Source organism: Mesorhizobium sp. B2-3-2 (assembly GCF_006442295.1).
Classification (GTDB): Bacteria; Pseudomonadota; Alphaproteobacteria; order Rhizobiales; family Rhizobiaceae; genus Mesorhizobium.
Map to the genome: position 1 here is coordinate 36,036 of NZ_VFWA01000013.1, position 13,108 is coordinate 49,143.

Here is a 13,108-nt window from a genome sequence, read left to right on the forward strand (position 1 = left end):
CGGCCTGAAAGTAGCTGACATGGACCAAAGACGAGGGAAATGAAGATGACGCGCGGCGACTGGATCGCAACATGGACTGCCAGCCCGATGAACGTCTGGTCCGCCGACATGGTGCTTCCAGGGTTCTACAACCAGACCATTCGCGAGATCGCCCGCATCAGCGTTGGTGGCAAGCGGCTGCGGATACGGGTGTCGAACGAGTTCGGCAGCGCACCCATCGTCATCGACGCGGCGCACGTCGCCCTGGCGGGCGAGGACGGAGCCATTCAGCCCCTGACGAGCCGACCCCTCACCTTCGGCGGCGATGCGACCGCTTCAATCGCCCCGGGCGCTCCGCTGTTCAGCGACCCGGTGGAATTGGCGACCCCCGCGCTGTCCCGGCTTGCGTTGAGTTTCTATGTGAGCGGCCACCTTCCAGTGGAAACCCATCACTACGAAGCGCAGCAGACCGCGTTCATATCCATCCCGGGGAACTTCGGGGCTTCCGAACTCCTGCCGCTTCAGCAAACCTCCACCAGCCGCTACTTCGCTTCGGCCATCTATGTCGATGCAAAGGAAGGATCGCGCGCTATTGCCTGCTTCGGTGACTCCATCACCGACGGCTACGGCTCGCAGATAGACGGCGACAGGCGGTGGCCGGACATTCTCGGCGAGCGCCTCAGCGCCAGCCCCGCGACGCAGGACCTGGCCGTGCTTAACCTTGGGATCGGAGGCAACCGGCTTCTGAGCAATCGCCGCGGCGCGAAGGCTTTGGAGCGGTTCGACCGCGATGTCCTCAGCCTGCCAAGGGTGTCGCATCTCGTCATTCTGGAGGGCATAAACGACATAGGCTGGCCCAACACTGCGCTCGCGGGCGCCGAGGAAGTGGTAACGGCAAACCAGATCATATGGGCGATCAGGCAACTTGCCGCGCGCGCCGAAACCGCCGGCATTCGCGTCATCCTGGGAACCCTGACTCCATTCGAAGGGACAACATCCGAATCGCCGGTCGGTGATTTCTACACACCCGAGAAAGAGAAGGTTCGTGCGGCCGTGAATGCGTGGATCCGAAAGGCGGAGGGCGTTTACGGCTTTGTGGACTTTGATGCTGCTGTTCGCGATCCCAGCCGCCCAACAAGACTTCTGCCAGCCTACGATTGCGGTGATCACATCCACCCAAGCGACGCAGGCTACAGGGCCATGGCGCAAGCCATTGATCTGACGCTGTTCGAGCGGCGAGAGGTTTAGTAAGTCATTCTGACTTATTATTGACGTCCGCCGGCGCTTTGTGCATAATGGCCTCGAACGCTGGCGAGCCGTGAACCGCAAGCGTCAATGGGAGGATACCATGCGAACCAATAGTCTGCGGTTGTCGCGCATAGCGCTGGCATGCGCCGCGAGTGCCTTCACCGCCTTCGGGCCAGCGACCGCCGGGGCGGCGGACCTTTCCTCGATCCTTTTCGTCAATCCGTTGCCCAAATATCCGGCTTGGCGGCTGATCGGCGACTGCGTCGCCGATCGAGCGAAGGAGTTGAACATTCCCGCGACCGAATCCGGCCCGACCACCGGCAATCTCGATGCCACCATTATGATTCAGCAGATTCAGCAGGGTATCGCCAACAAGGCGGGAGCGATATTGACCTTCCCGGCGACCGCGGGATTTGTTCCCGTGCTTCAGCAGGCGGCGAAGGCTGGTGTCACGGTCGGCACGTTCTATGGCGCTTCCGGAACGGAGTCCGGTTCGAACGTGAACATCGGGGCAAACTTCACACGGGTCGGCGAGATCTTTGTCGAAGCGATAGCAAAGCGCGAAGGCCCGCAGCATGTCGGACTTATGGCGCAAGGACCGAGCGGCGCGGCCAAAGCCTTCGTCGACGGGTTCACGGCGGCGGCCGCGAAGACGCAGAACGTCACCGTCTCCGCCGTCGTCTACACCAACGACGATGCCAGCAAGGCCCTTGACCAGGCTAATGCCCTTTTGACGGCGCATCCCGACATCAATGTCATCGCCTCGCATATGGGAACCGCCACGCAGGGCGGGACCGCCGCCATCAAGTCAAAGGGCCTGACCGGCAAGGTCGTATTCGTCGCCAATGGGACGGCAGGCGGCGGCGAGCAGGGGCTAGCCGACGGCACCGTGTACAAACTGATGCTGCAGGATCTCTGTACAGCAGGTTCGAAAATGGTCGATTCCGTCGCGGCCGTCGCTCGCGGCGAGACGGTTCAGCCGCAGATCGACGTTGGCGTACGCATGTTCGACGCGAGCGATTACAAGGAGTATCTCGCCAAGGGATGGCAGTGATGGCAATCGCCCGGCCGGAGGTTTCGGCACCTGCGCTGGAGATGCGAGGGGTGGGCAAATCGTTCGGCAACGTCAGGGCGTTGTCGAACGTCGATATCACCGCCCGCGCATCCGAGATTCATGCAATTGTCGGTGACAACGGCGCGGGCAAGTCGACCACGCTGAAGATAATGTGCGGGATTTTCCGTCCGGATCAGGGGCAACTTCAACTGGGCGGAAAATCGGTCGAGATGCGCGATGCGTCGGAAGCCCATCGCCTCGGCATATCGGTTGTCCATCAAGACCTTGCGCTTGTCGAATGCCTGGACATCGCAACAAACATGGCCCTGGGAGCGATTCCACGCAGAGGGCGCTTCCGGCTGGACCGTCGCCGCATGGAGACGGAAGCCGCCAAGGTGCTGGACGACCTGAAGATAAGAGTGGGTTCGGTCCGCACGCAGATCGGACTCCTTTCTGGAGGCGAACGTCAAATCGTCGCCATAGCTCGCGCGGTTCGGATGGACCTTCCGATCATACTACTCGACGAGCCAACCGCTGCACTGGGAGTCCGGGAGACAGCCCATGTGGGAGACATTCTCGGTGGACTCCGGCAACAGGGGAAGACCGTCATCTGCATCAGCCACGACGTGGATTTCGTGTTCCGCAATACCGACAGCATCACCGTCATGCGGCTGGGGCGCTCGGTCGCGACGCGCCGTACCAAGGATACCAGCCGCGACGAAATCATCGGGCTGATAACGGGCGCGATCCAGGGCGACACCGCCAGTTCCGACCCGACCTTTGCCTGAACGAGGGAACCAAACCATGGCCAGCGAACAGGCGGAACAGCAATCTTCGACCCCCTCGCAAGGTGTCTTCTCGACACTGATGTCGCGCCAGGAAACGACATTGCTGGCAGTCATCGTGGCGGTTGGGATCATCGCCACTCTTCGCAACCCCGCATTCCTCAACCCGGCAAATCTCACCGATATCGCCCGCGCGGCGGTGATCTATTTCGTGATGGGCTGCGGCGCCTCACTGCTCATGATCGGAGGCGGGCTCGATTTCTCCGTGGGTGCCGTCTTCACGCTCGGCGGCATCGTCTGCGCGTGGTTGTTGGTGTGGGGCGTGCCTTGGCCACTCGCCATCCTGGCGGGAGTGGCGGCTGGCGCCGCTGTCGGATACGTCAACAGCGTGATCATCGAGCGGCTGCACGTGCCCCCCATCATAGCGACCCTGGGCACGTTCTTCATCGTCGGCGGGCTATGCGTCCAATTGACGGGCGGAGAGGACATTGTCCCGCTGCCCGAAACGTTTCAGGCCCTGGGTCAGGGAGCCGTGCTCGGCATACCATATATCGTCCTCTATGCCATCGCGCTGGGGCTGCTCTTCTGGTTCCTGCTCGAGCAGACGCCGTTCGGTGTCGAGACACGCGCGCTGGGCGGCAATCGCAAGGCCGCGATCGCCAATGGCCTCAAGGTCAACAGGCTCGATACGATCCTATACGTCACCGCAGGAGCCTCCGCCGGCCTTGCCGGCGTCATCTACGCGGCGCGCGTTGGAAGTGGCCAGGTTGCCGCCGGCGGGCCCTCGGTCACACTCTCGGTCGTAACGGCCGTGCTTATAGGCGGAATAAGCTTGCTCGGAGGCTTGGGGACAGTCACAGGCGTTGCCGTTGGGGCGCTCTTGCTGTCGGCAATCGATAACGCCCTTATCGTTGCCAGCGTGCCGCCTCAGTACAACAGCATCATCATCGGCGCGATCCTGATCTGCGCAGTGGCGGTTGATCACATACGCAGGGAACGTCTGTACAAGCGCCGTCGGTGAGGCGGTTCTCTGATCAGGCGGCTTGGATCTTGCGGCTTGTCCGCGCCCAGGCCGGCAGCCAGTCGCCGTGAGCGGCAAGAAGCTCATCCACCAGTGACCAGATCTGGTCGAGATCGAGCTCGGCTGCCGTGTGCGGATCCATCATCGCCGCATGGTAGATGTGTTCCCGGTTCTCACTCATCAGCGCCCGCACCGTCAGTTCCTGCACGTTGATGTTGGTGCGGATCAGCGCCGTCAATTGCGGCGGCAGATCGCCGATGTAAGTCGGCTGGATGCCGGAGGCGTCGACCAGGCACGGCACCTCGGCGGCGCATTCGCGGGGCAGCGAGGTGATGCAGCCATTGTTTCGGACATTGCCGTAGATCACCGATGGCTCGCCGGTCCAGACGGAATTCATGATCGAGGAGGCATATTCCTTCGACTGCTCGACCTCGATGCGCTCGGCCGAGCGGTAGGCTTCCGCCTGGCCCTTCCAGCGTTCGATCTGCTCGATGCAGCGCTTGGGATATTCATCCAGCGGAATGCCGTATTTCTCGATCAGGTCGGGACGGCCGCTCTTGATGAAATAGGGCGTGTATTCGGCGAAATGCTCGGAGCTTTCGGTGACGAAATAACCGAGCCGGGTCAGCATCTCGTAACGCACCTTGTTGGGGCAGCGCGGATTCCAGCCGGGCTTGGGCGCACGGCCCTCGCGATAGGCGCGCAGGAGATCTGGATAGAGGTCGCGGTAGGAGCCGTCGGGCTGGCGATGCTCGAACTTCAGGTAGAACGCCATGTGGTTGATGCCGGCCGAGCGATAGCGGATGTCCTCGTAGGAAAGATCGAGATCGTGCGCCAGTTCCATCGCGGTGCCCTGCACCGAGTGGCAGAGGCCGACCTGCCTGATCTCTGGATATCTCTCCGATATCGCCCAGGTGTTGATCGCCATCGGGTTGACGTATTGCAGCATGATCGCTTCGGGGCAGACGGCGAGCATGTCCTCGCAGATCTTCCACAGATGCGGAACGGTCCTCAAGCCTCGCATGATGCCGCCAACGCCGAGCGTGTCGGCGATCGTCTGGCGCAGGCCGTATTTCTTCGGCACTTCGAAGTCGGTGACGGTGCAGGGCTCGTAGCCGCCGATCTGGAAGGCGACGACGACGAAGTCGGCGCCGGCCAGCGCCTTGCGCTGGTCGGAATAGGTCTCCGCTTTCGCCTTCACGCCGAGCGTCGCGATCAGCTTGTTGACGACGACGGCACTCTCTTCCAGGCGCTGCGGATCGATGTCCATCAGCGCGATCGTCGCGCCCGAAAGCGCCGGCCGCTGCAGCACGTCGCCGACGATGTTCTTCATGAACACGGTCGAGCCGGCGCCGATGAAAGTGATCCTGGGATTTCTTGCCACGCTAACCTCCGGCATGTGTTCAGGCCACGTCGAAAGCGGCCCGGACGAGCCGTTCGGTGTAGGCGGTCTTGGGATTGGTGAGGACCTCGTCGACAGGTCCCTGCTCGACGATCTTGCCGTGCTGCATGACGATGACGCGGTGGCACAGAGCGCGCACCACCTTGAGGTCGTGCGAGATGAAGAGATAGCTCAAGCCGCGCTCGTTCTGCAGCTTGCGCAAGAGATCGATGATCTGCGCCTGGACGGAGAGGTCCAGCGCCGAAGTCGGCTCGTCGAGCAGGATGAATTCCGGTTCCAATGCGATGGCTCGGGCGATGGCGATGCGCTGGCGCTGGCCGCCGGAGAATTCGTGGGGGAACCGTGAGAGAATGTCGCCCGGCATGCCGGCGCTGACCAGCGCCTCGCGCACGCGCTCGACCCGCTCGCGCCGCGTCGCCCCGATGCTGTTGACGACCAGCCCTTCCTCGATGATCTGCCCGATCGTCATACGCGGGTTGAGCGAGGAGAAGGGATCCTGGAAGACGATCTGCATGCGCGACCGCAGCGGCCGCATCTCATTGCGAGACAGACCTTCGATAGGCTGGCCGTCGAAACGGATCTCACCGCGCTTGGCATCGATCAGCCTCAGCAGCGCCTGGCCAAAAGTGGTCTTGCCGGAGCCGGATTCGCCGACCAGCCCCAGTGTTTCGTGGCGACAAAGCTTGAGATCGAGATCGTCGACGGCGACCAGCTCGCGCCAGTCCGGTTTGAGGAAAGTGCCGTGGCGCAGCATGAAGCAGACGCGCACCCCGTTCGCTTCGAGAATGGTGCCGGAGCCCTCCGGCAGCGGCTGTGGCCGCCCGCGCGGTTCGGAGGCAAGCAGTCGTTGCGTATAAGGATGCTGGGGATCGGAGAACAGACGTTCGGTGACGTTGTGTTCGCGCATTTCTCCATGCTGCATGACATAGACGTAGTCGGAGAATTTGCGCACGACCGTGAGGTCATGGGTGATCAGGATCACCGCCATACGCAGCTCTTTCTGCAGATTGCGGATCAGGTTCAGGATCTGTGCCTGGACGGTGACGTCGAGCGCCGTCGTCGGCTCGTCGGCGATGAGCACGTCGGGATCGTTGGCCAGCGCCATGGCGATCATCACGCGCTGGCGCTGGCCGCCCGAAAGCTGATGCGGATATTGCTTGAGCCGCGCGACCGGATCCGGGATCTGGACATGCTGCAGGAGTTCGAGCGCCCGTGCCCAGGCTTGCCGCCGGCCGACCTTGCGATGAACCCTGATCGCCTCGACGATCTGGCTGCCGATCGTGTAGATCGGATTGAGCGAGCTCATCGGCTCCTGGAAGATCATCGAGATGCGGTTGCCGCGCAACTTGCGCCGGGCGCTCTCGGGGAACTTCAGGATGTTCTGCCCATCATAACAGACGGTCGATCTCGGCGACACGGTGGCGCGCCGGGACAGCAATCCCATGACGGTGCGCGCCGTCACCGATTTGCCGGAACCGGATTCGCCGACGATGGCAATCGTCTCGCCGCGATAGAGCTGGAACGAGACGTCCTTGACCGCCTCGACCGTGCCGTGCTCGACCTTGAAGGCGACCTCGATGTTGCGGGCATCGATCACGGGTTCTCCCTGGCGTCCGTCATGGTCGTGCCGGACGGACGGTGCGAAGGGTTCGGCGAGCGCGAGCGTCATCCCAGCCACCTCAATAAGGATCGACGGCGTCGCGCAGCCCGTCGCCCAGCGCGTTGAAGGCAAAGACGGTGACCAGCACGAAACCGACCGGCGACAGGATCCACGGATAAGTGCCGATGACGGAGTAGGTCGCGGTATCCTGCAGCATCAGCCCCCAGGAGATCAGCGGCGGCTTCACCGCGAAGCCTAGAAAACCGAGGAAGGATTCGAGCAGCACAACCGTGGGGATCGCCAACGTCACCGCGACGATCACATGGCTCATCACATTGGGGAAAATGTGCTGCATGATGATGCGTCGGTCGGTGGCGCCGACCGCCATGGCGGCGCGTACGTATTCAATGCGCGCCAGCGCCAACGTCTTGCCGCGCACCTCGCGCGACATCTGCGCCCAGCCCAGCGCCGACATCACGATGATGACGAAGGCGAGGAAGACGTTGGTGGGCGCGGTGACCGGGATCAGCGTCGTCAGCGCCAGATAGAGCGGCAGCTGCGGGAAGGCCAGCACGAGCTCGACGAAGCGCTGCATCCAGACATCGAACCGACCGCCGAAATAGCCGGAAGCCATGCCGACCGTAGTGCCGATGACGGTGATGATGAAGACCACCGTCAGCGCGATCATCAGCGAGACGCGCGAGCCATGGATGGCGCGCGAGAGCACGTCGCGTCCGAACTTGTCGGTGCCGAGAAAATGCACCGGCTGGCCGTCCATCGAGCCGAAGAAATGCCGGTTCGCCCCAATGAGCCCGAAGAGCCTGTAGGGCGCGCCCTCGACGAAGAAGCCGAGCAGTCTTGGATGATCATAGTCAGGGCCGACGATGGGCTGGAAGGTGACCGGATCGAGATCCGCCGAATCCGCCAGCGCATAGACCCTGGGCCGGGCGACGAAATTGCCGTCCCTGTCGTGGAAAACAGGGGTTTGCGGCGGCGCGAAGGCGACATCGGTCACCTTCGGGTCCATCGGCGCCAGGAACTCCGCGAACACCGCCATAAGGATCAGCAGCACGACGAGCCAGAACCCCACCATGCCGGTCCAGGAGCGCTTCAGCCGGCGCCAGACGAGCGCGGTGTAGCTCTCGTTGCCGCGCGCGGGTCTCTCGACAGGTCCTTCGGCCGGCAGCGGCGGTGGCGATGTATCGCGGGCCAGCATCTAGCTCTCCCCGAACTGGCGCACGCGCGGATCGAGCAGGACCAGCAACATGTCGGCGATGATGTTGCCGACGATCAGCGTCGCCGACAGCACCATCATGAAAGTGGCGGTGACATAGACGTCGCCGACCGCCATCGAACCGACGATCGCCGGGCCGACGGTCGGCAGCGCGAAGATGATCGCCGTCTCGATTTCGCCGGTCAGCATGTAAGGCAGCACCACGCCCTGATACATGACCAGCGGATGCAGCGCATTGGGCACGGCGTGTCGCATGACGACGGCGCTGCCGGTCAGTCCCTTGGCCCTGGCCGTCTCGACATATTGCGCATTCAGCGTGTCGAGCAGATTGCCGCGCATGACGCGCATGTTGTAGGCGAGCCCGCCGAAGGTGGCGATCGCGACCACCGGCCAGACATGCTTGACCAGATCGACGAACTTGGCCCACGACCATGGCGCGCCGCCATATTGCGGCGAGAAGAAGCTGCCTATCTCCGAGACGTTGAACTGGAAGACCAGGAGATAGACGACGATCAGCGCCATCAGGAAGCGCGGCACCGTCATGCCGAGGAAAGAGATGGCCGAAAGTGTCGAGTCGATCCAGGTGTATTGCCGGGTCGCCGCCCAGATGCCGAAAGTGATGCCGAGCACCGAGGCGAGCAGATGGCACACAAGCGCCAGGATGAGGGTGCGCGGCAGGCGCTCGCCCACGACGTCGGCCACCGGCTTGTTGTAGTAGAGGCTGTAGCCGAAATCGCCGCGGGTGACGATGCCGCCGATCCAGTTGAGATACTGGACGGGCAGCGGCTTATCGAGGCCATGTTCGATCCGGTAGGCGTTGGCCTGCGCGTCGGCTTCGGCGAAGGAAGCGCCGCCCTGGTTGATCAGCTGCGAGCGGATGTAGTCGGCATAGTCGCCGGGCGGTGCCTGGATGATGGCGAAGGTGACGAGGCTCAGTATGGCAAGGACCGGGATTGCCGACGCTATGCGCATGAGCAGAAATCGCAGCATGGACGGTCCGCTTCCTCGTCTTGCCGATCGCGTCTTTTTGGTGCGTTCGGAGGTTGCCTTTGTCCGGCCGCGCCAGCGGCGCGGCCGGAGGTCCCAGTCAGGGGAGGTAAACTTACATCGGTCCCTTGTCTCCAGGCTTGCCGGGCAGCTCTTCAGGGAACAATTCGTATTTCGCCTGCTTGTCGGCCGCCACGAAGACCCGTTCTCGGATGATCGAATCCTCGGCCCAGTTGAACATGTAGATCGGTGTGCCCTTTGGAACGTTGGAGAAGCGTTTGTTGACGATCAGCGCACCGGGATATTCCGTCAGGCCGACATTGTAGACGTGCTCCGTCGAAATCTTCTGGAAGTCTCTCATCAGGGCGGCGCGCTGGTCATTGTCCTCAGACGTGACAAATTTGTTGACGATGTCGACGAGGTCCTTCTCGAAAGGCATCAGGTCGACCTCGCCGCTTTCAGGTGCGCGGTGATCCCAGCTGGTCTTGGGGCCGACGGGAGCGAGCTGCACGGTGTTCTGCACGACGGATGTCAACTCCTGGTCGTTCCGCCGGATCAGCCAGTCGAAGCGCCCGGAATACTGCGAGGCATCGCGCTGCGTGCCGTTGAGGCCGTTTAGCACGATCCGCAGCCCGAGTTTCTCCATCTGGGCGACGACGCCTTCGGCGAGGCTCTTGTCGGTACCGTAGTCATTGTTGACCAGCATCACGATCTCGACATTCTTGCCGCCGGCGGTGCCGGCCGGGAAGTTCACGAAACCGTCGCCATCGGTATCCTTGAGGCCGGCCTTGGCGAGTTCGGCCTTGGCGCCCTCGAGGTCGAAAGGATAGTAGACCGTCGACTTGCGGTCATAGAAGCTGGTGCCCGAGGAGAAGCCACCAGGATAAATGGCGGTGAACGGCCCCTTGACCAGCGAGTTGCCGAGCGCCTTGCGGTCGAGCGCCATGGTGACGGCCTTGCGGAAATCCTCGTTGCGGTTCAGCTCGCGGATCGCCTGGCCGCGCTCATCCGGGTTGCCCCAGCCATTGGCGGAAAAGTTCAGGCGCAGATTGTAGCCGATGAGCCGCGGGCCGAAGGCAAGACGGGCCGGCGCATTCGCCTCCGCGGCCCGCTTCAGCGAGGCGACGAAGTTCTCCGGCTGCTCCAGATTGGAGAAGTCGCCCGAGCCGGCCACCGCCTGGACATCGCGATCGGCCCAGGTGGAAAGCTTGTAATGCAACTCGTTGAGGTAGGGCAGTTGGTTGCCCTTCTCGTCGACCTTCCAATAGTAAGGATTGCGGCGCATGACGATGATGTCGTCGGGCCGGTATTCGACCGGCACCCAGGCGCCCATGACCGGCATGTTCATATATTCCGGCGGGAAGGCGTTCTTGAACTGGTCGTAGGTGTTCTTCGAATATTTGGGATGTTGCGGCTTCAATATGTGCGCCGGGCCGGGGCAGAAGGTGCCGTAGGCCATTGCGTAGAGATACTGTTTCGGGAAGGCCTCCTTGAAGGTCCACTCGACGGTGTAGTCGTCGATCTTCTTCAGCGTCGTGCCGACGCCGAAGGTTTCCTGCGTCGCGCCGTTGAGTGGAGAGACATTGGGATCGATGACCTCGTCATCCCAGTAGAACATGACGTCGTCGGCGTTGAAGGGCGCGCCGTCGGACCATTTGGCGCCCTCGACAAGATGCATGGTGAGCTTGTGGCCATCCGTCGACCAATCCCAGCTTTTGGCGAGGTTGGGCAGCGGCTCGGTGTCCTTGGCCTCGACCTGGAACAGCGGCGCGGTGCGCGTCAGGCACTCGGATAGGCCGATGTCGATGCCGCCCCAGCCCTGCGTCTGGCCGGCGCCGTAGTTCCAGCCTTCCGGCCGCCCGCCGATGACATGGCGCATCGTATCGCCATAGACACCGATGCCATCCGGCATGTTTCCCGTCTTGAAGACCAGCGGCTCCTTCGGCAGCCTGTCCTTCACCGGCGGCAGCTTGCCGGCATTGACGTATTTCTCGGTCACCCAATCCGGCTCGTGATATTGCGGCAGCGCCTTGAACTCCAGGATGGAGTCACGCGGCACATAGGTGATCTTGCCTTCAGCCGGAAACGTCGCCGGGACCGTCGGCTCGGAGGCGAAAGCGTTGAGCGCCGGAACGGAGACGCTCAGCGCCAGTCCCGCGACCATGCCAATGCTGCGTATGTTCCTCATTGTCTCCTCCCTCGTGTTCAGACGTTTTGTTTTGCTGCTGCTCGTCTTGTGCCTGGACGGATGACTGCGGTGGATCTGCCTCCCGTGGATCCGCCGTCGAACCCGGTTTTCAGCCAGCCTGCTTCAGCGCGGCCTTCTCGGCGCGCAACTCCTCGATCGAGCGGACGCTGCGCCGCGCGGCACCCGCCCATTCGCGGGTCTTGACCCTGGATTTGGACAACCGCTCTTTTGCCGCCGGAACCGCATGCGCATATTGCGGCAGCCAGGCCGCCTGGGCGACGACCATTTCGTCGACCATCTGCCAGACCTCTTCCGGCGTCGACACCGCGCCGACCAGCGGGTCATGCAGCACGGCGAGCTTGAGCAGGTCGATGTCGCCGGATATGGCGGCATGCACCGACATGCGCTGGACATTGATCGAGGACATGCAGGTCGCGGCACATGCCTCCGGCAAGGTGATGCCGGCCGCCATGTTGATGCCGAAGCGGTCGACGAAGCCGGGGGATTCGACGATGGCGTCCTGCGGCAAATTGGTGATGACACCATCATTCTTGACGTTGAAGTGGCCGCGATAGACGCGGTTGGTCTCCAGCGCCTCCATTATGTGGCTGGCATGCTCGTTGGAGCGCTTTGACGGATCGATCGGCTTCGACGCCGCTTCGAGGAATTGCGGATACTCCGTCTCGAACCAGTTGCGGGTCTCGGTGGAATAACGGAGATAGCCGCCCGTCTCGCCATGGATCCAGTCGGACATGTCGATCCAGCGGGTGATCTCGTCCGGACGCTTGCGGTACCAGGGAAGGTATTCGGACAAATGGCCGTTGCTTTCCGTCGAATAGACGCCGAAGCGCTTCAACACGTCTATGCGCAGCTTTTCCTGCCTGGAATAGATCGGATGCGCCTCGAAGGCGGCGACCAGCTCGTCCTTGCCGATTTCGCGGCCGTTCAGGCGCAGCTCGATGAACCAGGTCTGGTGGTTGATGCCGGAACAGACATAGTCGAGCTCCCGAGGCGACTTCGCGCCCAGCACCTCGGCGATCTGCTCGGCGCCGTGCTGAACGCCGTGGCACAGCCCGACCGTGTCGACCTTGCCGTACTCGATCGCCGCCCAGGTGTTCATCGCCATCGGGTTGGCATAGTTGAGGAATTTCGCATCGGTTTCGGCGACCTCGCGTATATCCTTGCAGAAATCGAGGATCACCGGGATGTTGCGCTGGCCATAGAGGATGCCGCCGGCGCAGATCGTGTCGCCGACGCATTGGTCGATGCCATATTTCAAGGGAATCCTGATATCATCGGCATAGGCTTCGAGCCCACCGACCCGCACACAGCTGATGACATAACGCGCGCCCTCGAGCGCCTTGCGGCGGTCTGTCGTCGCCGTCACTTTGGTCGGCAATTTGTTGGCTTCGACGATCCGGTCGAGGATCGCCTTGATCATCTGGAGATTGTGCTCGCTAACGTCGGTCAGCGCGAATTCGATGCCCTTGAACTCCGGCACGCACAATATGTCGGTGAACAGCTTCTTGGTGAATCCGACGCTGCCGGCGCCGATAATAGCGATTTTGAAACTCATCACCTTCACCTCGATCCGATCGAATGCTAGGCAA

The 13,108-nt window shown here is 62.4% G+C and carries 10 protein-coding genes; 4 read left to right on the forward strand and 6 right to left on the reverse strand.

Going from position 1 to position 13,108, the window contains the following annotated elements:
- Positions 1 to 45: 45 nt before the first annotated feature.
- The 4 genes from FJ964_RS23875 to FJ964_RS23890 all read left to right on the forward strand — a co-directional run bounded on the left by FJ964_RS23875 (position 46) and on the right by FJ964_RS23890 (position 4,087).
- Entirely contained in the window at positions 46 to 1,227 is a 1,182-nt protein-coding gene (locus tag FJ964_RS23875) for an SGNH/GDSL hydrolase family protein (RefSeq protein ID WP_181172594.1), read from the forward strand.
- Positions 1,228 to 1,327: 100 nt separating this feature from the next.
- On the forward strand, positions 1,328 to 2,281 hold the full coding sequence (locus FJ964_RS23880) for a sugar ABC transporter substrate-binding protein (protein WP_140552674.1): 954 nt from the start codon (positions 1,328 to 1,330) through the stop codon (positions 2,279 to 2,281).
- Complete coding sequence (locus tag FJ964_RS23885) at positions 2,281 to 3,069, forward strand: ATP-binding cassette domain-containing protein (RefSeq protein WP_140552675.1); 789 nt, start codon at positions 2,281 to 2,283, stop codon at positions 3,067 to 3,069. The genes FJ964_RS23880 and FJ964_RS23885 overlap by 1 nt, the downstream gene beginning before the upstream one ends.
- Positions 3,070 to 3,085: 16 nt before the next feature.
- Positions 3,086 to 4,087 (forward strand): ABC transporter permease, encoded by a 1,002-nt coding sequence (locus tag FJ964_RS23890; protein ID WP_140552676.1) that lies wholly within the window; start codon positions 3,086 to 3,088, stop codon positions 4,085 to 4,087.
- A 13-nt stretch (positions 4,088 to 4,100) separates the two neighbouring features.
- Here the strand turns inward: FJ964_RS23890 and FJ964_RS23895 are convergent, their stop codons facing one another.
- The 6 genes from FJ964_RS23895 to FJ964_RS23920 form a co-directional block, all read right to left on the reverse strand.
- A complete protein-coding gene (locus tag FJ964_RS23895) occupies positions 4,101 to 5,471 on the reverse strand; it encodes an alpha-glucosidase/alpha-galactosidase (protein ID WP_140552677.1) in 1,371 nt (456 codons plus the stop codon).
- Positions 5,472 to 5,490: 19 nt separating this feature from the next.
- On the reverse strand, positions 5,491 to 7,158 hold the full coding sequence (locus tag FJ964_RS23900) for an ABC transporter ATP-binding protein (protein WP_140552678.1): 1,668 nt from the start codon (positions 7,156 to 7,158) through the stop codon (positions 5,491 to 5,493).
- Between the two features lie 10 nt (positions 7,159 to 7,168).
- Positions 7,169 to 8,305 carry an ABC transporter permease gene (locus FJ964_RS23905; RefSeq protein WP_140552679.1) on the reverse strand — a complete coding sequence of 379 codons (1,137 nt, stop codon included), beginning with the start codon at positions 8,303 to 8,305 and terminating at the stop codon, positions 7,169 to 7,171.
- A complete protein-coding gene (locus FJ964_RS23910; protein ID WP_140552680.1) occupies positions 8,306 to 9,313 on the reverse strand; it encodes an ABC transporter permease in 1,008 nt (335 codons plus the stop codon).
- 112 nt (positions 9,314 to 9,425) lie between these two features.
- Positions 9,426 to 11,498: an ABC transporter substrate-binding protein gene (locus tag FJ964_RS23915; RefSeq protein WP_140552681.1), complete on the reverse strand. Its 2,073-nt coding sequence runs from the start codon at positions 11,496 to 11,498 to the stop codon at positions 9,426 to 9,428.
- A 109-nt stretch (positions 11,499 to 11,607) separates the two neighbouring features.
- Positions 11,608 to 13,074 carry an alpha-glucosidase/alpha-galactosidase gene (locus tag FJ964_RS23920; protein WP_140552682.1) on the reverse strand — a complete coding sequence of 489 codons (1,467 nt, stop codon included), beginning with the start codon at positions 13,072 to 13,074 and terminating at the stop codon, positions 11,608 to 11,610.
- Positions 13,075 to 13,108 lie beyond the last annotated feature (34 nt).

What these genes read in the sequence shown, in the direction of transcription:
- FJ964_RS23875 (WP_181172594.1), top strand. Translation starts at nt 46, where the DNA reads ATGACGCGCGGCGACTGGATCGCAACATGGACTGCCAGCCCGATGAAC.
- FJ964_RS23880 (WP_140552674.1), top strand. Translation starts at nt 1,328, where the DNA reads ATGCGAACCAATAGTCTGCGGTTGTCGCGCATAGCGCTGGCATGCGCC.
- FJ964_RS23885 (WP_140552675.1), top strand. Translation starts at nt 2,281, where the DNA reads ATGGCAATCGCCCGGCCGGAGGTTTCGGCACCTGCGCTGGAGATGCGA.
- FJ964_RS23890 (WP_140552676.1), top strand. Translation starts at nt 3,086, where the DNA reads ATGGCCAGCGAACAGGCGGAACAGCAATCTTCGACCCCCTCGCAAGGT.
- FJ964_RS23900 (WP_140552678.1), bottom strand. Translation starts at nt 7,158, where the DNA reads ATGACGCTCGCGCTCGCCGAACCCTTCGCACCGTCCGTCCGGCACGAC.
- FJ964_RS23905 (WP_140552679.1), bottom strand. Translation starts at nt 8,305, where the DNA reads ATGCTGGCCCGCGATACATCGCCACCGCCGCTGCCGGCCGAAGGACCT.
- FJ964_RS23910 (WP_140552680.1), bottom strand. Translation starts at nt 9,313, where the DNA reads ATGCTGCGATTTCTGCTCATGCGCATAGCGTCGGCAATCCCGGTCCTT.
- FJ964_RS23915 (WP_140552681.1), bottom strand. Translation starts at nt 11,498, where the DNA reads ATGAGGAACATACGCAGCATTGGCATGGTCGCGGGACTGGCGCTGAGC.
- FJ964_RS23920 (WP_140552682.1), bottom strand. Translation starts at nt 13,074, where the DNA reads ATGAGTTTCAAAATCGCTATTATCGGCGCCGGCAGCGTCGGATTCACC.